The organism is Micromonospora sp. WMMD1155 (genome assembly GCF_029581275.1).
In the GTDB taxonomy this organism is placed as follows: domain Bacteria; phylum Actinomycetota; class Actinomycetes; order Mycobacteriales; family Micromonosporaceae; genus Micromonospora.
The window spans coordinates 4,605,705-4,627,174 of record NZ_CP120742.1; the positions used below are offsets into that span (position 1 = coordinate 4,605,705).

Below are 21,470 nucleotides of genomic sequence, written 5' to 3' on the forward strand. Positions count from 1 at the left end.
GGTGGACGTCGACGGTCAGGTGCTCTAGGCTCCGGCTTAGGTAAGCCTAACCTTTGAAGGAGGTCGCGCCCATGCGGCCCAACCCCGCCGAGATCGTCCGTACCCTCGTCGCCGGGCGCCTGCCCGGTCTCGTCCACCTGGCCCACCGGCCGGGCCCGCACCATGCCCGGCACGTGACCGACCCGGACGGGCGGGTGCTGCTGTTGGTGCCGGTGGCCAGCCATCTGGCCGCCGCCCTGCAACCGGTGGCCGGGGGCAGCGACGTGGCGGTGGTGCTCGACGTGCTCGACCTGCCACCCGCCGCGGGCGCGCCCGGCCTGGGTCGGGCGTGGGTGTCCGGTTGGGCGGCCGAGCTGCACGGCGACGAGGCCCGTCGGGCGGCTGTCGACTTCGCCGTGGTGGAGCCGACCGGTGACCTGCTCGACCTGGGCACCCGCTTCCGGCTGTTCCGCTTCGAGGTGGTCGAGGTCCGCTGGGAGCGGGCCGGGGTCGTGCACCGGGTCGACCCGGGGGAGTACGCCGAGGCCGAGCCGGACCCGGTGCACCCGGTCGAGGCGCGCCTGCTGGCCGACCTCGCCGAGGGCGACAGCGGCCAGGTCACCGACTACCTGCGTCGGCAGCTCGGGCTGACCGAGCAGGCTCCGGGCGGGGCGCCCCGGGTGGTGCGCATCGACCGCTACGGGCTGGTGGTCGCCCTCGGTCGACCCGGTTCCCGGCGTCGGGTCCGACTGGCCTTCCCCGACCCGGTGGTCGACCCGGCCGACCTGCCGGGGCTGCTGCCGCCGCTGCGGCTCCCGGCCGGTGCCCGCCCGCCGCGCTGATCGGGCTGTGGCGCCCGCGCCGCGCTGGCCGGGCTGTCGCGCCAGCGCCGCGCTGGCCGGGCTTGATCCACTCGGGTTCGCCGATGTGGGGGTGTCCCTGGCGCTCGGATACCGCGAGTTCGCCGAACCGGAGTGGATCACGGCGGGGACGTCGCGGGCCAGCAGGGTTGGGAAGGTGCTCGGACCTCAGGCCGGCAGCGGCCCGGTGAGGTACCGCTGAATGGTCGGCCCGACCGTCGCGACCAGGGTTTCCGGGTCCGCCGACGCGACCGGCTCCAGGCGCACCACGTATCGCATCATCGCCAGGCCGATCATCTGGGTGGCCACCAGCGAACCACGTAGCGGCAGCTGGGCCGGGTCGACGTCGAGCTGTTCGAGTACCCGGCGCAGGATCTGGGTGGTGACGAACTCACGCAGCAGCCGGGCGGTCCACTCGTTGCTCACGGCGGAACGCAGTAGAGCCTGCGCGGCACTGCCGGCGGGGGAGTCCCAGACGCCGAGGAAGGTGCGCACCAGGCGCTCACCGGCACCGTCCCGGTCACCGGCGAGCACCGTCGGCACCACCTGGGCCGGGTCGACCGGGATGTTCATCGCGGTGAGGAAGAGCTGGTCCTTGCTGCCGAAGTAGTGGTGCACCAGCGCGGGGTCGACACCCGCCGTGCCGGCGATGGCGCGGATGGACGCGGAGTCGAAGCCGCGCTCCGCGAACGTCGTGCGCGCGGCGTCGAGGATCGCCTCCCGGGTGTCCGGGTTGCCGGGTCGTCGGCCGGTCCGCCGCGTCATCGCCGCCCTTCGTCTCGTCCACCTGGCAGCCGTGGGCCGGTCGGCCCACGGCTGCCGCGGTCTCAGCCGCTGCGCCGCCGCAGGGTGGCCGCCGCGAGCACCAGTGCCAGCACCACCGCCCCGACCACCACCGCCACGTCCCGCCACATCCGGCCGGTGGGCTCGGCGTGGGCGCCGACCTCCTGCAACGCCTCGATGGCGTACGACAGGGGGAAGGCGTTGCTGAGCGCCTGGAGCCAACCGGCCATCTGGTCGCGGGCCACGAACAGCCCGCAGAGCAGCAGTTGGGGGACCACCACGACTGGCAGGAACTGTACTGCCTGGAACTCGGTGCGGGCGAAGGCGCTGCACAGCAGCCCGAGGGCGACGCCGAGCACGGCGTCGACGACGGCGATGCCGATCACCAGCCCGATGCTGCCGGCGGTCTCCAGACCGAAGATCCAGTACGCCACCCCGGCGGCGACCACGGCCTGCACGGCGGCGGCCAGCCCGAACGCGATGCCGTACGCGAAGAGCAGGTCGAGCTTGCCCAGTGGTGTGGTGAGCAGCCGCTCCAACGTGCCGGAGGTGCGTTCCCGCAGCATCGCGATGCTGGTCACCAGGAACATGATCACAAAGGGGAAGATGCCCAGCATCACCAGCGCGATCCGGTCGAACGTCGTCGGTTGGCCGGGCGGGGTGGGCTGGTCGGCGTACATGAAGTAGACCAGGGTGAGCAGGGCCGCCGGCACCACCACGAGCAGCGCGATGGTCCGCCGGTCGTGCCGGAGCTGACGCAGGATGCGGCCGGTGGTGGCCGCCAGGATCCGGGGGTTCACGACCGCTCCTGTCCGTTGGTCGCGTCCATGGTGGCCGGAGTCGCCTCGCCAGCCCGGATCAGGCGCAGGAACGCCTCGTCGAGGTCGTCCACGCCGGCGGCGGCGCGGACGGCGGCCGGGCTGTCGTCGGCGATCAGCCGCCCCTGACGGATCAGCAGGAGCCGGTCGCAGCGGGCCGCCTCGTCCATGACGTGGCTCGACACCAGCAGGGTGGTGCCGGCCGCGGCCATCGCGTGGAACCGGGCCCACAGGTCGGCCCGCAGCACCGGGTCCTGACCGACGGTCGGCTCGTCGAGGATGACCAGCTCCGGTTCTCCGACCAGCGCGCAGGCCAGGGAGGCCCGGCTGCGCTGGCCGCCGGAGAGGGTGCCGACCAGTTGACCGGCCGCCTCGGCCAGCCCGACGTCGCGGACCGCCCGGTCGGCCTCGACCCGACCTCGGCCGTACAGGGCCGCGAAGTACCGGGCGTTCTCCCGCACGGTCAGGTCGGCGTAGACGCTCGGCGCCTGGGTCAGGTAGCCCACCCGGTGCCGAAGGGTCGGGGTGCCCGCCGGCTGGCCCAACACGGTGATCGTCCCGCCGCTGACCACCTGCACCCCGACCACCGCCCGCATGAACGTGGTCTTGCCGCTGCCGCTGGGGCCGAGCAGGCCGGTGACGGCACCGCGCGGGACGTGGCAACTGATGCCGTCCAGCACCCGCCGCCCGCCCCGGTCGACGACCAGGCCCCGGACGGCTATCGCGTCGTCCATCGCGCACCTCCACAGGAAACTCATCATCCGTTGAACTCAACGCTAGATGAAATACTGGTCCCGACGCAACGCGTCGCACCGCACAGTTCGTCACGCGCAGCATGAGAACGGGCAGTAGGCTCGGACCGGACACCGAGTCCGCCAACGGGCATTGCGCGCTGATCGGACGTACGGCACGATGGCGCGGTGGGTCACCCTCCGTTACCGGACAGCGGTTTTCTCGAGGACTGGGCCGCGCGGTTGCGGCAGGCCGCCGAGCGGCCGGTCGTCGGCATCCTGCTGCGCGGCAGTCACGCCCGCCGCGCCGCCACCGCGCACAGCGACGTCGACCTCGACGTGCTCGTCGGCGGTGGGACCCCGTACGCCGCCCGACGTGCCTACCTGACCGAAACCGCAGGCCGCGTCACCCACGTCTCGGTGGCCGCCCGCGACGTCCGCTCCTGGGTGCACCGACTCGGCGAACCGGCCGACTGGGCGTTCGGGCTGCCGGTCACCACGCCGGCCCGGCTGCTCTGGGCCGACCCGCACTGGCGGCCCCGAATCGACCTGCCGGTGCTCTGTCAGCCCGCCGAACCACCCCGACTCGAGGAACTGATCGCCACGCTCGGTAAGGCCGCCTCGGCCCGAGCCGTCAACGACCGCCTCGGGGTCCGGCTCGCCGTCGCCGACCTGGCCCGCCTCTGCCCGTCGGTGCTGCGCCCGGCCAACCCCTCGGTACGGGTGCACTCCCGTCGGGCGGCCTTCGCGGCGGCCCTGGAACTGCCGGTGGCCCCACCCGGGTACCGGGCCGACATGCTGCTCTGCCTCGGGCTGCGCCCGGGCGCCACCAGCGCGCTGTGGGCCGCCGCGGTGCGGCTGGTCGCCGGCACGTTGCCGTTGATCCGGCCGTACGCCGAGGAGATCGCCGACACCGCCGGAGTCGACCTGGCGGCCGCCCTGGTCGACGGCCGCCTGGACCGCTATGTGGCCCAGTTGGCCCGACCCGTCGGGCCTCCGCCACAGCCCGGGCGGGAGCGGTCGCCGGTACCCGCGCCGCGTGCGGGACAATTGGTCACTGTGCCCGTACCTGACGCGCCGGTGACCGGCGTTCCCAGCGATCCGAGCGACCCGGTGACCTCCGAGCCGGCTCGCCCGTCCCGGCTCGACCCGGCCATCGCGGCCCGACTGCGCCGCAGTGCCGACGGTCTGGTCGCCGCCGTGGTCCGTGCGCACGACTCCGGCGAGGTGCTGATGGTCGCCTGGATGGACGACGAGGCGCTGCACCGCACCCTCACCACCGGCCGCGCGACGTACTGGTCGCGCAGCCGCCGCGAGTACTGGGTCAAGGGGGCCACCTCCGGGCACCACCAGTACGTCCGCTCGGTCGCCCTGGACTGCGACGGGGACGCGCTGCTGGTGAGCGTGGACCAGGTCGGCGCCGCCTGCCACACCGGCCACCGGACCTGCTTCTTCACCGAGCTGCCCGTCACCACCCAGGCCCAGCCGTGACCGACGGCGCGGTCAGCCCGGACCTGGCCGGCTTCACCGAGTCGGCCGCCCGCTGGCGGGTGGTGCCGGTCACCCGACGCCTGCTGGCCGACGCGGAGACCCCGGTGGGCGTCTACCGGAAGTTGGCCGGAGGGCCGGGCACGTTCCTGTTGGAGTCCGCCGAGCAGGGCGTCGGGTCCGCCGGCATGGCCTGGTCGCGCTACTCCTTCATCGGCGTACGCAGCAGCGCGACCCTCGTCGAGCGGGACGGCGTGGCGACCTGGCTCGGCCGGCCGCCCGCCGGGCTGCCCACCGAGGGTGACCCGGTGCGGGTGCTGCGGGAGACGGTGGCGGCCCTGGCCGGCCCGGTCGGCGATCCGACCGACGGGCTGCCGCCGTTGACCGGGGGCATGGTCGGCTACCTGGGGTACGACCTGATCCGCCGCTTCGAACGGTTGCCCGAGCTGACCGAGAACGACCTGGGCGTGCCGGAGCTGGGCATGATGCTCGCCACCGACCTGGTGGTGCTCGACCACTACGACGGTTCGGCGATCCTGGTCGCCAACGCGGTGCTGCCACCGGTGGACGCCCCGGACCGCGCCCCGCAGGTCGCCGCCGCGTACCACCACGCGGTGGGCCGGCTGGACGCGATGACCACCGCGCTGTCCCGGCCCATCCCGCCGATGATCTCCACGGTCGAGCGTCCGCCGGTCGGGGAGGTGCTCTGCCGGACCCCCGCCGACGGGTACCCGAAGGCGGTGGAGGCGGCCAAGGAGGCGATCCGGGCCGGTGAGTGCTTCCAGATCGTGCTGTCGCAGCGGTTCGAGCGACCGATCCACGCCGACCCGTTGGACGTGTACCGAGTGCTGCGCACCAGCAACCCGAGCCCGTACATGTACCTGCTGCGCTTCGACGGGTTCGACATCGTCGGTTCGTCACCGGAGGCGCACCTGAAGGTCACCGCCGCCGAGGACGGGCGACGGCGGGCGCTGCTGCACCCGATCGCCGGCACCCGGCCGCGCGGCGGCACCCCCGCCGCCGACGCCGCGCTCGCCGCCGAGCTGCTCGCCGACCCGAAGGAACGGGCCGAGCACGTGATGCTCGTCGACCTGGGCCGCAACGACCTGGGCCGGGTGTGCCGGCCGGGCAGCGTGGAGGTGCCCGAGTTCGCCACCATCGAGCGGTACAGCCACGTCATGCACATCGTCTCCACCGTCACCGGCACCCTGCGTGACGACCAGACGGCCTTCGACGCGCTCGCCGCGACCTTCCCGGCGGGCACCCTGTCCGGTGCGCCGAAGGTCCGGGCCATGGAGATCATCGAGGAGTTGGAGCCGGTCCGCCGTGGTCTGTACGGCGGCACTGTCGGCTACTTCGGCTTCGGCGGTGACCTGGACATGGCGATCGCCATCCGGACCGCGCTCATCCGCGACGGCCGCGCCTACGTGCAGGCCGGGGCGGGGGTGGTCGCCGACTCGGACCCGGCCGCCGAGGACCAGGAGACGCGGAACAAGGCCGCTGCGGTGCTGGCGGCGATCGCGGCGGCCGAAACACTGAGGCCGGCCCGGTGAGCGCGAGGAGTGCAGCGCAGCGGAGCCCCGCAGTCGCGAACGAAAGGCCGGCTCGGTGAGCGCGAGGGGTGCGGGGGAGCGGTCCGGTGTGGGGCGGCGCGAGTTGACGTACTCCGTCCTGCTGTGTCTGGTCGGTGCCGGCCTGGCCTTGTGGGCTGCGACGCGGAGTTGGTCGGTGGAGTTGACGGTACGCCCGGCGCCGCTGCCGCCGGTGCGGGACACCCGCAGCGGCGCGGGCCTGTTGCCGTGGTTGCCGGCGTTGGCTGTGGTGGCGTTGGCGGGTGGTGGTGCGGTGCTGGCCACCCGGGGCCGGGTGCGGCGGGTGCTCGGCGGGCTGCTCGGCGTGTTGGGTCTGGCGGTGGCTGCCGGTGGCGGTTACGGGCTGGTCGCCGACGTGGGTGGTTCGGTGAGCCGGCAGTGGCCGGCGCTCTGCCTGGTCGGCGGGTTGCTGGCCGCCGCCGGGGGTTGGTGGACGGCGGTGCGGGGCGGCGGTTGGCCGGCGATGGGCGCTCGGTACGAACGGCCGGCGCGCTCGGGCCCGGAGCCCGCGCCGGTCGGCCCGGAGGGTTCGTCGGCTCCGCTGGCCGGGCGGCGGACCACGGAGGCGTGGGACGCGTTGGACCGGGGCGAGGACCCGACGGCCGACTGAGACGTCGGCCGGCGGGGTCAGCCGACCGGCTGACGCTCGCGCTGTGCTCGGTGGCCGGCGGCGCGGGTGGCGGTCAACTCGGCCACCAGGCGGTTCAGCTCGGCGCGTTGGTCGGCGCGGGCTCGGTCGGCGCAGACGGCCTCCCAGGCGTTGCCGCGTGCGGTCCGCATTCGTCCTTCGCCGACCACCGCGCGCTCGACGGTGTGCACCACGCCGACGGCGAGCGACGCCACTGTCCGTGAGAGGGTGGTCAACCCGTTGGTCGGCTGCGGCTCGGACATGCTCATGGTCACCTCGCACGAGGAGTTGCGACGGTCGGGCAGGCGCGCCGTTGAGTCTGCCCGAGGACGATGTTCGTCGGCCGAGGTTTCGCCGCGGTGACCGCCCGGTCAACTGTCGCGCCTGGGGCGTGACCAGGGCGGTCCGTCCGACCTTGAGCTTGCTCACAACATCGATCGACGTTGTTGTCGCCGCGCGCCGACCGGCGACTGGTGGCATGATCGATGGATCGGCCCGGTGCGACCGTGGCCGTGAGGCCTCGTACCGTGTGACGGCGGTCGATACCGGAGGTGGCGCTGCGTGACACACCGTTCACGGCAAGTCGGCCATTATGCCGCAGCCCTTTTCGTGAGCAGCGCCATACCCCCGCCATTCGGCGTCGGTCGGTTGCCCCTAGCATCGGCCCATGACGCCCGGAGAGGGGAGTCCGTTGGTGACTGCTGAGCATGCGCACGCGGAGGGGGACGAGGCCGGTCAGGCAGCGTCCGTAAGCGTGCTCGACGAGATTCTGGCCGGCGTGCGCGAGGACGTCGCCCGACGCCAGGAGCAGGTTCCGCTGGAGCGGATCCGTGAACTGGCGGCGGCCGCGCCGCCGCCGCTGGACGCGTACGCGGCGCTGCGCAAGCCCGGGGTGGCCGTGATCGCCGAGGTGAAGCGTTCGTCGCCGTCCAAGGGTCGACTGGCCGAGATCGCCGATCCGGCCGATCTCGCCGTCGACTACGCGGCCGGTGGGGCGCGGGCGATCAGTGTGCTGACCGAGGGGCGCTGGTTCGGCGGCTCGCTGGACGACCTGGCGGCCGTCCGCGCCGCCGTGACGGTGCCGGTGCTGCGCAAGGACTTCGTGGTCTCCAGCTACCAGGTGCACGAGGCGCGGGCGCACGGCGCGGACCTGGTCCTGCTGATCGTCGCCGCCCTCGAGCAGAACGTGCTGATGGGTCTGCTGGAGCGGATCGAGTCGCTCGGGATGACCGCGCTGGTCGAGGTGCATGACGAGGAAGAGGCCGACCGGGCTCTGGAGGCCGGCGCGCAGGTGATCGGCGTCAACGCCCGTGACCTGCGTACCCTTGAGGTCGACCGGTCGGTGTTCGAGCGGATCGCGCCCGGCCTGCCCAGCAGCGTCGTCAAGATCGCCGAGTCCGGCGTGCGTGGCCCGCACGACCTGATCCGGTACGCCTCCGCGGGCGCCGACGCGGTGCTCGTGGGCGAGGGCCTGGTCACCCAGAAGAGCCCCCGCGAGGCGGTCGCCGAGTTGGTCAACGCGGGCAACCACCCGGCAACGCCCCGGCCGGTGCGCTGATCCCGCACCGACGTGACGCCCCACCGAGAGGATTTCCGATGAGCGCCGACGCGCTGGCCCCGGTGGCCGGCCCGCAGCCCGACTCCGCCGGCCACTTCGGCCGCTTCGGCGGTCGGTTCGTTCCCGAGGCCCTGGTGGCCGCGCTGGACGAGCTCGACGGGGCGTGGCGGGCCGCGATGGCGGACGAGTCCTTCCGGGCCGAGTTCGGGGCGCTGCTGCGTGACTACGCGGGCACCCCGTCGCTGCTCTACGAGGCCCGGCGGTTCTCCGCGGAGGTCGGCGCGCGGGTGCTGCTCAAGCGCGAGGACCTCAACCACACCGGCGCGCACAAGGTGCGCAACGTGCTCGGCCAGGCGCTGCTCACCAAGCGGATGGGCAAGACCAGGGTGATCGCGGAGACCGGCGCCGGCCAGCACGGTGTGGCCACCGCGACCGCCGCCGCCCTGTTCGACCTGGAGTGCGTGGTCTACATGGGCCAGGTCGACACCGAGCGGCAGGCGCTGAACGTGGCCCGGATGCGGATGCTCGGCGCCACCGTCGTGCCGGTCACCAATGGTTCGCGCACCCTCAAGGACGCCATGAACGAGGCGATGCGCGACTGGGTGGCCAACGTCGACGAGACGCACTACCTGATCGGCACCGCCGCCGGCCCGCACCCGTTCCCGGCGATGGTCCGCGACTTCGTCCGGGGCATCGGTGACGAGGCGCGCCAGCAGTGCCTGGACCTCACCGGCGCGTTGCCCGACGCGGTGACCGCCTGCGTGGGTGGTGGGTCCAACGCGTTGGGCATCTTCCACGCCTTCGTCGGCGACGACGACGTGCGGCTGTACGGCTTCGAGGCCGGCGGCGACGGGGTGACCACCGGCCGGCACGCGGCGAGCATCACCGGCGGTTCGGCCGGCGTGCTGCACGGCACCCGGACGTACGTGCTGCAGGACGCCGACGGGCAGACCCTGGAGTCGCACTCGATCTCCGCCGGTCTGGACTACCCGGGCGTCGGGCCCGAGCACGCCTGGCTGCACGACACCGGTCGGGCCACCTACCTGCCGGTCACCGACGACGAGGCGATGGCCGCGTTCGAGCTGCTCTGCCGCACCGAGGGGATCATCCCGGCGATCGAGAGCGCGCACGCGCTCGCCGGCACCGTGGCGCTGGCCCCGAAGCTCGCCGCCGAGCTGGGCCGGGAGCCCACCATCGTGGTCAACCTCTCCGGGCGGGGCGACAAGGACGTGCACACCGCCGGTGACTACTTCGGCATCCTCGACAAGGAGCGGTGAGATGAGCCGGATCGGGCTGGCCTTCGACAAGGCCCGCGCCGACGGGCGGGCACTGCTGGTCGGCTGCATGCCGGCCGGTTTCCCGAGCGTCGAGGGCAGCATCGCCGCGATGACCGCCATGGTCGAGGCCGGCGTGGACGTCATCGAGGTGGAGATCCCCTACTCCGACCCGGTGATGGACGGGCCGGTGATCCAGCGGGCCAGTGACATCGCCCTGGCCGGGGGCGTCCGCACCGCGGACACCATGCGCATCATCGAGGCGGTGGCCGCCACCGGCGCACCGGTGGTCACCATGACCTACTGGAACCCGGTCGAGCGGTACGGCGTGGACGTCTTCGCCCGTGACCTCGCCTCCGCTGGTGGCACCGGTCTGATCACCCCGGACCTGATTCCGGACGAGGCCGACGAGTGGCTGGCCGCCTCGGACGCGCACGGACTGGACCGCACGTTCCTGGTCTCGCCGTCGTCCACCGACGCCCGGCTGGCGATGACGGTGCAGCACTGCCGTGGCTTCGTCTACGCGACAGCGGTGATGGGAGTGACCGGTGCCCGGGCGCGTACCTCGGACGCCGCCCCGACGCTCGTCTCCCGGACCCGCGCGGTCACCGACCTGCCGATCGGTGTGGGCCTCGGGGTGGGCACCGGCGCGCAGGCCGGCACCGTCGCCGGGTACGCCGACGGGGTGATCGTCGGCAGCGCCCTGGTCCGGTGCCTGCTCGACGCGCCCACCGAGGCCGACGGGCTGGCCGCCCTGCGCACGCTCAGCGCCGAACTCGCCGAGGGTGTCCGCAACCCCACCCGCTGAACCCGTCCGCGCTGGGCCCCTGTGGCCGGCCGGCGCGCAGCGCGGGGCATGTCTGTCTGTTGAGCGGTATACCTGTGAGTCATATTTATGACCCAGAGGTATACCGCTCAATCGCATGTGGCGCGGCGGCGAGGGTGCCGGCTGGGCGGCCCTCCTCGGCCGGGCGAGCCGCCGGCAGGGGCGCGGAGGCGACGGCACCGGGTACGCAGGGCACCTCGCGGAGCACGCCGGAGCGACCGGCGGTCGCGTCGGTGACGGCGGCCCGGGTGAGCGGGGTGACCGCACCGGGTAGCGCCCCGGGGGAGTGCCAGGTCAACCGGCAGCCGGGTGCGGGGTCGGCGGCGGGTCGGACCCCGGCCGCGCGGGCCCGGAACACGTGCACGAGTACGTCCGGCAGTGGAGCGGCGCGCCCGGCCAGGGTTTCCACCGGCGGGCCGGTCAGGTGATAGACACCGACCAGGTCGACCAACTCGATGTCCCAGCCGGTCTCCGCGCGGATGTCCCGCAGCGCCGCCCCTACCGGGCTCTCCGCCGGACGTAGCCGTCCACCGGGCAGCGCGTGGCGGCGCGTACCCCGGCTCTGCCGGCAGAGCAGCACCCGGCCGGTGTCGTCGGTGACGACAGCGGCGACCGCCCAGGTGAGCGCGCTCATGGACAAAGAGCGTACGGGGGTGCAAACCAGAAGTCACCGAGTTGCGGGCTCCGGCGGCCCGGGGTGCCGCGGTGGGGGTGTGCAGCGGTAGCGTGTGCACCCGTGACCCTCGCCTCGCTGTCCCCCCAGGCGGCCCTGCCCAGCCCCAGCACCGCGGTCTGGCAGCTCGGGCCGGTGCCGATCCGGGCCTACGCGCTCTGCATCATCGCCGGCATCGTGCTGGCCTGCTGGGTGACGGAGCGCCGGCTGCGGCAGCGCGGCGTCGCGCCCGGCGCGGTGCTCGACATCGCCGTCTGGGCGGTGCCCGCCGGCATCATCGGCGCCCGGATCTACCACGTGATCACCTCACCGGAGAAGTACTTCGGCGCCGGTGGTGAGCCGTTGAAGGCGTTCGCCATCTGGGAGGGTGGTCTCGGCATCTGGGGCGCGGTCGCCGGCGGCGCGGTCGGGGCGTGGATCGCGGCCCGACAGCTCGGCATCCCGTTCGGGGTGGTGGCCGACGCGCTGGCGCCGGGGCTGCCGCTGGCCCAGGCGGTCGGCCGGCTCGGCAACTGGTTCAACAACGAGCTGTTCGGCGCGCGTACCACACTGCCGTGGGGCCTGGAGATCCACCGGATGGACCCGGACAACCCGGGGCACGCGCTGCGCGACGACGCCGGGCAGCCGATCCTCGAACCGGGCCTGTACCAGCCGACGTTCCTCTACGAGCTGCTGTGGAACCTCGGCGTGGCCGCCCTGGTCCTCGTCCTCGACCGTCGGCTCAAGCTGGGTCGGGGTCGGGCCTTCGCGCTCTACGTCATGGGCTACACCGCCGGCCGGTTCTGGATCGAGCTGATGCGCACCGACGAGGCGAACCAGATCCTCGGCGTCCGGCTCAACGTCTGGACCGCCGCGCTGGTCTTCCTCGGCGGGTTGATCTACTTCGTGCGGGTGCGCGGCCCGCAGGAGTTCCTGATCCCGCTCGGCGCGACGGCGACGCCGACTCCGCCCACCGCGTCCGACCTGTCCCAGGTGGACCTGTCCGAGCGGGAGACCCCCACGCGGGCTGCCGCGCCGGAGGGCTACCGGGTGGTCAGCGAGGAGCAGTACGCCGCCTGGCAGGAGACCGGCGTCGTACCGCCGGAGCCCGGCGCCGACGAGACCCGCACCGACGAGATCCGCACCGGCGAGGCGGCCGTCGACGGGCCGTCGTCCCACGACCCGGCGGACGAGTCGTCAGCCGACCGTGCCGACGTCACGAGCACGCGGCCCGCAGACGGGGCTGACGTCGCCGGCACCCGGCCCGCCGATCGGGCTGACGCCGCCGGCGCGCGGCCCGCCGACCGGGACAGCTGAGCGGGGGCGTAACCGATGCGAAGCGCGGTGGTGGTCGGCGCCGGGGTGGGTGGCCTCGCGGTGGCCGGCGCGCTGGCCCGCTCCGGCTGGACGGTCACCCTGATGGAGCGCGCCGAACGGGTCCGGCCCGAGCCGACCGCCGTCGTGCTCTGGCCCAACGGTGTCCGCGCGCTGCAAGCCCTCGGGCTCGGCGCGGGTCTGGCCGCCATCGCCACTCCGCTTCCCGACGGCGGGGTCCGCCGCCCGGACGGGCACTGGCTCGTGCAGCCCCGGCCCGTCCCCGCCGACCGGATGCCGGTGGTGGTGCACCGCGAGGACCTGCACGACGCGTTGATCGCCGGCCTCGGCGAGCGGGTCGACCTGCGGACCGGCGTGACCGTGCGCCACGTCCGGGTCGAGCCCGGTCAACGACCCGCGGTCAGCGACGGGCGACAGACCATCGAGGTCGACCTGGTGGTCGCGGCCGACGGCACGGACAGCGGCATCCGCCGCCAACTCGCCCCCGAATCCCGGGTGGTCAGCTCCGGGTGTGCCGCCTGGCGCGCCGTCATCCCCTGGTACAAGGCGCCTCGCCTACCCGACGATCAACCGCTGGCCGGTGAGATCCTCGGCGCGGGCTACCGGTTCGTGGCGGCGTCGTTGGGCGAGCGCGGCTCGTCGGGTGGTTCCACCCGGGGTGGCATCTACTGGGTGGCCACCGCCGCGGGCGCGCCCCGCCCCGAACCACCGGAGACCCAGCTCGCCCTGCTGCGGCGCTGGTACTCGGGCTGGCCCGACCCGATCAGCGCGCTGCTCGACGCCACCGACCCCTCCGACCTGGTCCAGCAGGAGGTCCGCGAGCTGCGTCCGCTGCCCCGCTCGTACGGCTTCCCGGCCGGGCCGGGAGGGGTGGTGCTGCTCGGCGACGCGGCGCACGCCATGCCGCCGCACCTCGGGCAGGGCGCCTGCCTCGCCTTCGAGGACGCCGCCACGCTCGCCTCCCTGCTCCGCGAGGCGCGGCTGCCCGACGCCGTTCAGGCGTACGACCGGGTGCGTCGCCCACGCGCCGCGACAGTGGTTCGGCAGACGCGGCGGATGTCGGCGGTGCTCCAGGCCCGTGGCCGGTTGGCGCTGCGCGCCCGCGACGCCGCCCTGGGCACGATCAACTCCCGACTGCTCTCCAGCGCCGCCGCGTCCGCCGCCCAGTGGCGTCCCCCCACCTGACCATCCCACCCCACCCTGGCCCGCCGCTCGCACCCTCGTGCCCCCATCGATCATGGAGTTGTGGTGGTAGACGGAGGATGGCAAAACCCTCCTTAACCGGCACCACAACTCCATGATCGGGAGGGTCGAGGGGTGGGGTTGGTTCCTGTCGCGCCTCGGTCTATGCGGCCCGGTCCGGGCCTCGGTGCCGGTCGCCCGTCGCCGTCGTGTCTGCCTCTCGCGAGCCCTCTCCGTCGGGAGATCCGCGCAACATCAGAGATGTTGCTGCCTCCGGCGCGTCGCAGGCAGCAAGAACAGGGAAGTTGCTCGGATCTTGGTGCGGGGTGCGGGGTGCGGGGTGCGGGGTGCGGGGTGCGGGGTGCGGGGTGCGGGGTGCGGGGTGCGGGGTGCGGGGTGCGGGGTGCGGAGTCAGGGATCAGGGGATCAGGGCCGCGGGTTCGGCGATGCAGGCGGTGCCGATGCGGCGGAAGCCGACCCGCAGGTAGACGCGAGCGATGTCCTCGCTGCCGGCGGAGAGGAAGACCAGGTCGGTGCCGGCCGCGAGGAGTTCCCGGGCGAGGGTGGCGGTAAGTGCGGCGCCCAGCCCGCGTCGCCGGGCGGCCGGCAGGGTGGCCACCCCGGCGATCTCCGCGACGTCGTCGACCCGCATGGCCATGCCGCTGGCCAGCGCGCCCTCGGTCGGCGTGCCGGCCAGTGCGGAGATCCGTCGGCCGTCGGCGATGCGGGCGCGTTCCTCGTCGAGTGCGGCGAGTTCGAGTTCGGTGACGGCGGCGTCCCGCTCGGCCGGGCCCGCCTCTCCGGTCGCGGTGCCGGCGGCGGCGAACGACACGGCGGCCACCGCCCGTCGGGCGGCGACGTCGGCGGCGAAGTCGGGGGAGTCGGCGGCCAGCACCCGTACCGCCACGTCGGACAGGGTCGCCGGGTCGGGCAGCTCGGTCGGGTCGAGCACCATCAGCGGTGCCTCCAGCACGTGCAGCCCTGCCGAGCGCGCGACCGCCAGCAGCTCAGGGGTCGTCTCGTGCACCCACTCGAAGGCTTCCGGCAGGCCCAGCTTCCGTTGCCGTTCGCGGACCGCCGTCACGTCGGCCAGCGACGGTGGTCCGGTGGCGTCGAGCCGGGGACGGGCGTAGAACGGCCAACCGTTGCCCTCGCGGACGAACAGCACCAACCCGCCATGGTCCTCCGCACCGGCGACGTCGCGGGGCACCGCGTCGTAGAAACGTTCCAACCGGTCGAAGACGTGTTTGTTGAGCGGATCCACCGCGCGAGACTACACGTCCCAGCCAGTGGACGGTGTGATCAATCTCAGGTGGCCGTGCGAGCGTCGCCCTAACGTAGACTCAATAGACCCACGGGCCGACGTCGTCCCCACCATGATCCAACCTGAGTGACGACAGGAGGCCCGGTGGCTCAGCCGTACGCGGATATGACACAGCCGTACCCGCACAGCCCGCAGGCGTCCCCGATGCCCGATCCCCGCCCGTCCGCCCAGGGGCTCTACGACCCCGCGCAGGAGCACGACGCCTGCGGTGTGGCGTTCGTGGCGGACCTGCACGGCAGGCGTTCCCACGCGGTCGTCGCCAATGGGCTCGGTGCCCTGTGTCGGCTGGACCATCGCGGTGCCCGGGGCGCGGAGCCGAACACCGGCGACGGCGCGGGCATCATGATCCAGGTCCCCGACGCGTTCCTGCGCGCGGTGGCCGACGTCGCGCTTCCCCCGGCCGGCGAGTACGCGACGGGGCTGGTCTTCCTCCCCGACGACGACGCCGCCGAGGCGCGTGCCCGGCAGGTGGTCGAGAAGTACGCGCTGGTCGAGGGGGCCGACCTGCTCGGCTGGCGGGATGTGCCGATCGACAGCAGCGATCTCGGCGAGACGGCCCTGGCGGCGATGCCCCGGGTCCGGCAGCTCTTCCTGGCCGCGCGCCGGCTCACCGACGCGCCCGAGGGGCCGGCCGGTTCGCCGCTGCACGGCATCGAGCTGGACCGGGTGGCGTTCAGCCTGCGCAAACAGGCCGAGCGGGAGACCGCCGAGCGGGGTGTGCCGGCGTACTTCCCGTCGCTGTCCAGCCGCACCATGGTCTACAAGGGAATGCTCACCCCCGACCAGTTGCCGGCGTTCTACCCGGACCTGCGTGACGAGCGGATCGACAGCGCGATCGCGTTGGTGCACTCGCGCTTCTCCACCAACACGTTCCCGTCCTGGCCGCTGGCCCACCCGTACCGGTTCATCGCCCACAACGGCGAGATCAACACGATCCGCGGCAACCGCAACTGGATGCAGGCCCGCGAGGCGCTGCTGCGCTCGCCGAACGTGCCGGGCAACATCCGGCGGGTGTTCCCGGTGTGTACGCCCGGCGCCTCCGACTCGGCGAACTTCGACGAGGTCCTGGAGTTGCTGCACCTGGCGGGGCGGAGCCTGCCGCACGCGGTGCTCATGATGATCCCCGAGGCGTGGGAGAACGACCCCGGCATGGAGCCGGCCAAGCGCGCCTTCTACCGCTTCCACGCCAGCCTCATGGAGCCGTGGGACGGTCCCGCCTCGGTGGCGTTCACCGACGGCGAGATCGTCGGCGCGGTGCTGGACCGCAACGGGCTGCGTCCGGGGCGCTGGTGGCAGACCGACGACGGCCTCGTCGTGCTCGGTTCCGAGGCGGGCGTGCTCGACCTCGACCCGGCTCACGTGGTCGCGAAGGGGCGACTCCAGCCGGGGAAGATGTTCCTGGTCGACACCGTCGCCGGTCGGATCGTGCACGACGAGGAGATCAAGTCCGAGCTGGCCGCCGCTCAGCCGTACGAGGAGTGGCTGCACGCGGGGCTGATCGAGCTGGGCGACCTGCCGGCCCGCGCGCACACCGTCTACACCCACGACTCGGTGCGTCGCCGCCAGCAGACCTTCGGTTACACCGAGGAGGAGCTGAAGATTCTCATCGGGCCGATGGCCCGCACCGGCGCCGAGCCGCTCGGTTCGATGGGTACGGACACTCCGATCGCGCCGCTGTCCACCCGGCCACGACTGCTCTACGACTACTTCCACCAACTCTTCGCCCAGGTCACCAACCCGCCGTTGGACGCCATCCGGGAAGAGTTGGTGACCAGCCTGGCGTCGACCATCGGGCCGGAGGGCAACCTGCTCGACCCGGGTGCGGCGAGCTGCCGGCAGATCGTGCTGCCGCACCCGATCCTCGACAACGACGAGCTGGCGAAGATCCTCTCCATCGACGAGGACGGCGACCTGCCCGGCTTCAAGGCGGTCCGGGTGTCCGGGCTGTACCGCGTCCGGGAGGGCGCCGCCGGGATCAAGGCGCGGCTGACCGAGATCTGTCGGCACGTCTCCGAGGCGATCGAGGACGGCGTCCGGATCCTGGTGCTCTCCGACCGGGACTCCAACGCCGACCTGGCACCGATCCCGTCGCTGCTGCTCACCGCCGCGGTGCACCAGCACCTGGTGCGCGAGCAGACCCGGACGCAGGCGGCGTTGATCGTGGAGTCCGGCGACTGCCGGGAGGTGCACCACGCGGCGGTCCTGATCGGCTACGGCGCGGCGGCGGTCAACCCGTACCTGGCGTTCGAGTCCGTCGAGGACATGATCGCTACCGGCGCGCTGGCCGGCGTCGAGCCCGCCGCCGCAGTGCGTAACTATGCCAAGGCGCTCGGCAAGGGCGTCCTGAAGATCATGTCGAAGATGGGCATCTCGACGGTCTCCTCGTACTGCGGGGCGCAGGTCTTCGAGGCGGTCGGTCTGGACACCCGGCTGGTCGAGCGCTACTTCCGGGGCACCCCCAGCCGCATCGGCGGGGTGGGCCTCGCGGGCGTACACGCCGAGGTGGCCGCCCGGCACGCGCTGGCCTGGCCGGCCGCGGGCACCGCCGCCTCCGACCGGTTGGAGGTCGGCGGCGAGTACCAGTGGCGTCGCGAGGGTGAGCTGCACCTGTTCAACCCGGAGACGGTCTTCCTGCTGCAGCACGCCACCCGCAGCCGGCAGTACGACGTCTTCCGCGAGTACACCGCGAAGGTCGACGCGCTCGCCGCGCAGGCCGGTTCGCTGCGCGGGCTGTTCACCCTGCGGACCGGGGTCCGCCCGGCGGTGCCGATCGAGGAGGTCGAGCCGGCCTCCGAGATCGTCAAGCGGTTCGCCACCGGCGCCATGTCGTACGGGTCGATCTCCGCGGAGGCGCACGAGACGCTGGCCATCGCGATGAACCGTCTCGGCGGCAAGTCCAACACCGGTGAGGGCGGCGAGGACGTCGAACGCCTGCACGACCCGGCCCGTCGCTCGTCGGTCAAGCAGATCGCCAGCGGTCGCTTCGGCGTGACCAGCGAATACCTGGTCAACGCCGACGACCTCCAGATCAAGATGGCCCAGGGCGCGAAGCCGGGTGAGGGTGGTCAGCTGCCCGGCAACAAGGTCTGGCCGTGGATCGCCCGTACCCGGCACGCCACCCCCGGCGTCGGTCTGATCTCCCCGCCGCCGCACCACGACATCTACTCCATCGAGGACCTGGCCCAGCTCGTCCACGACCTGAAGTGCGTCAACCCGGCGGCCCGGGTGCACGTCAAGCTGGTCAGCGAGGTCGGTGTCGGCACCGTCGCCGCCGGGGTGGCGAAGCTCAAGGCCGACGTCATCCTGATCTCCGGCCACGACGGCGGCACCGGCGCGTCCCCGATGAACTCGCTCAAGCACGCGGGCACCCCGTGGGAGCTGGGGCTGGCCGAGGCGCAGCAGACGCTGTTGCTCAACAAGCTGCGCGACCGGGTCACCGTCCAGGTCGACGGTCAGCTCAAGACCGGCCGGGACGTGCTGGTCGCGGCGCTGCTCGGCGCGGAGGAGTTCGGTTTCGCGACCGCGCCGCTGATCGTCGCCGGCTGCGTGATGATGCGGGTCTGCCACCTGGACACCTGCCCGGTCGGCATCGCCACCCAGAACCCGGTCCTGCGGGAGCGGTTCACCGGCACCCCGGAGTTCGTGGAGAACTTCTTCCTCTTCCTCGCCGAGGAGGTCCGGGGTTACCTGGCCGAGCTGGGTCTGCGGTCGATCGAGGAGGCGATCGGGCAGTCCGAGTTGCTCGATGTGGCCCCGGCCCTGACGCACTGGAAGGCCCACGGGCTGGACCTGGCACCCGTCCTGCACCTGCCGGAGCTGCCCGCCGGTGCGGCCCGACGCGGGGTGCGCGCCCAGGACCACGGCCTGGAGCAGGCCCTGGACAACGAGCTGATCGCGCTGGCCCGTCCGGCGCTGTCGGAACGGGCGCCGGTCCGGGTCGAGGTGGCGGTGCGCAACGAGCACCGCAGCGTCGGCGCGATGCTCGGCGGGGAGGTCACCCGCCGCTTCGGCGGCGCCGGCCTCCCGGACGACACGATCGAGTTCGTGCTGCACGGCACGGCCGGGCAGTCGTTCGGCGCGTTCCTGCCGCGCGGGGTCACCCTGCGGCTGCACGGCGACGCCAACGACTACGTGGGCAAGGGCCTCTCCGGTGGGCGGGTCGTCGTCCGTCCGGACGCCGCCGCGCCGTTCCTCGACCCCGACGCCGAGCCGGGTCGGCGGGCCGAGGATCAGATCATCGCCGGCAACACCATCCTGTACGGAGCCACGGCGGGCGAGGTCTTCCTGCGCGGCCGGGTGGGGGAGCGGTTCGCGGTCCGCAACTCCGGCGCGGTGGCCGTGGTCGAGGGCGTCGGCGACCACGGTTGCGAGTACATGACCGGCGGCACGGTCGTGGTGCTGGGTGCGACCGGCCGTAACTTCGCGGCCGGCATGTCCGGCGGTACGGCGTACGTGCACCACCTGGACCGTGCGCGGGTCAACACCGAACTGGTGGACCTGGCGCCGCTGGGCGAGCAGGAGCAGTCCTTGCTGCACGAGCTGATCCAGCGGCACGTGGCCGAGACCGGCTCGTCGGTCGCCGAGGAGCTGCTCAAGCGCTGGCCGGAGGCGGTGGCCGAGTTCACCGCCGTGGTGCCCCGCGACTACCGCCGGGTGCTGGAGATCATGCGGGCCGCCGAAGCCGCCGGCCGCGACGTCGACGACGCGGTGATGGGCGCGCTCAGCGCGCCGGCCGCGCCGCCCGCCCCGCGGGTGGCGGCCCAGGAGGTGGCACGTGCCTGACCCGAACGGTTTCCTGCGCTACGACCGGCGGCTGCCGGCCCGCCGTCCGGTGTCGGTGCGGATCAGCGACTGGCGTGAGGTCTACCCGCCGGCCGGCGAGGAGTTGGTCCGTGAGCAGGCCACGCGCTGCATGGACTGCGGCATCCCGTTCTGCCACGACGGCTGCCCACTGGGCAACCGCATCCCGGACTGGAACGACCTGGTGCGTACCGGCAACTGGGACGCCGCGGTGGAGTCGTTGCACGCCACCAACAACTTCCCGGAGTTCACCGGTCGGCTCTGTCCGGCGCCCTGCGAGGCGGCCTGCGTGCTCGGCATCTCCGGCGGTCAGCCGGTGACCATCAAGCAGGTCGAGGTGGAGATCGCCGACGCCGCCGCGGCGCGCGGGTTCACGCCCCGCCCGGTGCCGGCGCCGTCCGGCCGGTCGGTGGCCGTCGTCGGCTCCGGGCCCGCCGGTCTCGCCGCCGCCCAGCAGTTGGCCCGCGCCGGTCACGCGGTGACGGTGTACGAGCGGGACGACGCGATCGGTGGTCTGCTCCGGTACGGCATCCCCGACTTCAAGTTGGAGAAGCGGCACATCGACGCCCGGTTGGCCCAGCTCGCCGCCGAGGGGGTGCGCTTCCGTACCGGTGTGAACGTCGGGGTGGACGTCACCGCCGAGCAGTTGCGCGCCGAGCACGACGCGGTGCTGTTGGCCTGCGGCGCGTTGCAGGGCCGGGACACTCCGGAGACCCCGGGGCGGGCGCTTCGGGGCGTACACCAGGCGATGGCGCACCTGGTCGCGGCGAATCGCGCGGTCGCCACCGCGACCACCGAGGAGGCCGGCGAGCGCCGGCTGGCGCCGGCGGTGCTGCCCGACGGCAGCCCGATCGACGCGGCCGGCAAGCACGTGGTGATCATCGGTGGTGGCGACACGGCAGCCGACTGCCTCGGCGTCGCGCACCGCCAGGGCGCCGCGGGCGTGCACCAGCTCGACCTGTACCCGCAGCCTCCCCAGGAGCGCGACGAGGCACGGGATCCGTGGCCGACGTGGCCGTGGGTCCTGCGCAGCTACCCGGCGCACGAGGAGGGCGGCGAGCGGGTCTTCGCCGTGGCGGTGCAGGAGTTCGTGGACGACGGCACCGGCCAGGTGCGGGCGGTGCGGATCGCCGAGGTGACCGTCGAGAAGCGCGACGGTCGGCGCATCGTCACCGTGGTACCGGGCTCCGAGCGGGAGCTGCCGGCGGATCTGGTGTTGCTGGCGATCGGTTTCGAGGGCACCGAGCGGCAGCCGCTGCTGGAGCAGTTCGGGGTGACCCGCAACCCGCGGGGCGCGGTCGACGCCCGCGACGACTGGCAGACCGACGCCGACGGGGTGTTCGTCGCGGGTGACATGCACCGGGGCGCTTCGCTGATCGTCTGGGCCATCGCCGAGGGGCGTGCGGCGGCCGCCGCGATCCACGCGTACCTCGGCGGTGTCGGTGCGCTACCGGCCCCGGTCGGCCCGGCAGCGCAGGCTCTGGCCGCCCGCTGACCCGTTGGGGTGTCCGGCCGGTGCGGCAGGCTGCTGCCACACCGGCCGGGGCATTCCCGCTGGTGAAGCCGCTCACAAATGTGGGCAAACAGGTTTAAGGTGGCAAGACTTGTCGGCTGCCGAGCCGCGCCGCGATCGGCCTGAA

The 21,470-nt window shown here is 73.3% G+C and carries 17 protein-coding genes and 1 pseudogene; 12 read left to right on the plus strand and 6 right to left on the minus strand.

The genetic code is table 11. The features are described 5' to 3' along the window. Positions 1 to 71: 71 nt before the first annotated feature. Positions 72 to 821 carry a DUF2470 domain-containing protein gene (locus O7617_RS21295; RefSeq protein WP_282257629.1) on the plus strand — a complete coding sequence of 250 codons (750 nt, stop codon included), beginning with the start codon at positions 72 to 74 and terminating at the stop codon, positions 819 to 821. Positions 822 to 1,007: 186 nt separating this feature from the next. On the opposite strand, the gene O7617_RS21300 is transcribed toward O7617_RS21295, so the two are convergent. From O7617_RS21300 to O7617_RS21310, 3 genes are all read right to left on the minus strand, one after another. Further along, positions 1,008 to 1,604, minus strand: coding sequence for a TetR family transcriptional regulator (locus O7617_RS21300; RefSeq protein WP_282257631.1), 597 nt, complete (start codon positions 1,602 to 1,604; stop codon positions 1,008 to 1,010). 62 nt (positions 1,605 to 1,666) lie between these two features. Continuing rightward, entirely contained in the window at positions 1,667 to 2,422 is a 756-nt protein-coding gene (locus O7617_RS21305) for an ABC transporter permease (RefSeq protein ID WP_282257633.1), read from the minus strand. Continuing rightward, the gene (locus O7617_RS21310) at positions 2,419 to 3,174 is read right to left on the minus strand and encodes an ABC transporter ATP-binding protein (protein WP_282257635.1); all 756 of its coding nucleotides are present in this window, start codon (positions 3,172 to 3,174) and stop codon (positions 2,419 to 2,421) included. Before O7617_RS21310 ends, O7617_RS21305 begins: the two co-directional genes overlap by 4 nt. A gap of 552 nt (positions 3,175 to 3,726) precedes the next feature. Between O7617_RS21310 and O7617_RS21315 the strand changes: the two are divergent. From O7617_RS21315 to O7617_RS21330, 4 genes and pseudogenes are all read left to right on the plus strand, one after another. After that, positions 3,727 to 4,050, plus strand: a pseudogene (locus O7617_RS21315) (phosphoribosyl-AMP cyclohydrolase); the annotation flags it as partial. Positions 4,051 to 4,230: 180 nt separating this feature from the next. Then, positions 4,231 to 4,662, plus strand: a complete 432-nt coding sequence (gene hisI, locus O7617_RS21320; protein ID WP_282264822.1) for a phosphoribosyl-AMP cyclohydrolase — start codon at positions 4,231 to 4,233, stop codon at positions 4,660 to 4,662. Beyond that, positions 4,659 to 6,212, plus strand: a complete 1,554-nt coding sequence (locus tag O7617_RS21325; protein ID WP_282257637.1) for an anthranilate synthase component I — start codon at positions 4,659 to 4,661, stop codon at positions 6,210 to 6,212. Before hisI ends, O7617_RS21325 begins: the two co-directional genes overlap by 4 nt. A 55-nt stretch (positions 6,213 to 6,267) precedes the next feature. Then, positions 6,268 to 6,861, plus strand: a complete 594-nt coding sequence (locus O7617_RS21330; RefSeq protein ID WP_282257639.1) for a Trp biosynthesis-associated membrane protein — start codon at positions 6,268 to 6,270, stop codon at positions 6,859 to 6,861. A gap of 17 nt (positions 6,862 to 6,878) precedes the next feature. On the opposite strand, the gene O7617_RS21335 is transcribed toward O7617_RS21330, so the two are convergent. Beyond that, on the minus strand, positions 6,879 to 7,148 hold the full coding sequence (locus tag O7617_RS21335; protein WP_282257640.1) for a hypothetical protein: 270 nt from the start codon (positions 7,146 to 7,148) through the stop codon (positions 6,879 to 6,881). Between the two features lie 485 nt (positions 7,149 to 7,633). Between O7617_RS21335 and trpC the strand changes: the two genes are divergently transcribed. From trpC to trpA, 3 genes are read left to right on the plus strand one after another with little or no spacing between them, the layout of a single operon-like run. Continuing rightward, on the plus strand, positions 7,634 to 8,437 hold the full coding sequence (trpC, locus tag O7617_RS21340) for an indole-3-glycerol phosphate synthase TrpC (protein WP_172862221.1): 804 nt from the start codon (positions 7,634 to 7,636) through the stop codon (positions 8,435 to 8,437). 38 nt (positions 8,438 to 8,475) lie between these two features. Continuing rightward, positions 8,476 to 9,714, plus strand: coding sequence for a tryptophan synthase subunit beta (trpB, locus tag O7617_RS21345; protein ID WP_282257641.1), 1,239 nt, complete (start codon positions 8,476 to 8,478; stop codon positions 9,712 to 9,714). Position 9,715: 1 nt separating this feature from the next. After that, a complete protein-coding gene (gene trpA / locus O7617_RS21350; protein ID WP_282257642.1) occupies positions 9,716 to 10,519 on the plus strand; it encodes a tryptophan synthase subunit alpha in 804 nt (267 codons plus the stop codon). A gap of 85 nt (positions 10,520 to 10,604) precedes the next feature. Here the strand turns inward: trpA and O7617_RS21355 are convergent, their stop codons facing one another. Further along, on the minus strand, positions 10,605 to 11,171 hold the full coding sequence (locus O7617_RS21355) for an NUDIX hydrolase (protein WP_282257643.1): 567 nt from the start codon (positions 11,169 to 11,171) through the stop codon (positions 10,605 to 10,607). 102 nt (positions 11,172 to 11,273) lie between these two features. Here O7617_RS21355 and lgt point away from each other — a divergent pair, with 102 nt between their 5' ends. Beyond that, complete coding sequence (lgt, locus tag O7617_RS21360) at positions 11,274 to 12,506, plus strand: prolipoprotein diacylglyceryl transferase (RefSeq protein ID WP_282257644.1); 1,233 nt, start codon at positions 11,274 to 11,276, stop codon at positions 12,504 to 12,506. A gap of 15 nt (positions 12,507 to 12,521) precedes the next feature. Continuing rightward, positions 12,522 to 13,709 (plus strand): FAD-dependent monooxygenase, encoded by a 1,188-nt coding sequence (locus tag O7617_RS21365; RefSeq protein ID WP_282257645.1) that lies wholly within the window; start codon positions 12,522 to 12,524, stop codon positions 13,707 to 13,709. Between the two features lie 415 nt (positions 13,710 to 14,124). On the opposite strand, the gene O7617_RS21370 is transcribed toward O7617_RS21365, so the two are convergent. Then, positions 14,125 to 14,970 (minus strand): GNAT family N-acetyltransferase, encoded by an 846-nt coding sequence (locus tag O7617_RS21370; RefSeq protein WP_282257646.1) that lies wholly within the window; start codon positions 14,968 to 14,970, stop codon positions 14,125 to 14,127. Positions 14,971 to 15,135: 165 nt separating this feature from the next. On the opposite strand from O7617_RS21370, the gene gltB reads away from it, so the two are divergent. Then, the gene (gltB, locus tag O7617_RS21375) at positions 15,136 to 19,812 is read left to right on the plus strand and encodes a glutamate synthase large subunit (RefSeq protein WP_282264823.1); all 4,677 of its coding nucleotides are present in this window, start codon (positions 15,136 to 15,138) and stop codon (positions 19,810 to 19,812) included. Further along, a complete protein-coding gene (locus O7617_RS21380) occupies positions 19,805 to 21,325 on the plus strand; it encodes a glutamate synthase subunit beta (protein WP_282257649.1) in 1,521 nt (506 codons plus the stop codon). The genes gltB and O7617_RS21380 overlap by 8 nt, the downstream gene beginning before the upstream one ends. Positions 21,326 to 21,470 lie beyond the last annotated feature (145 nt).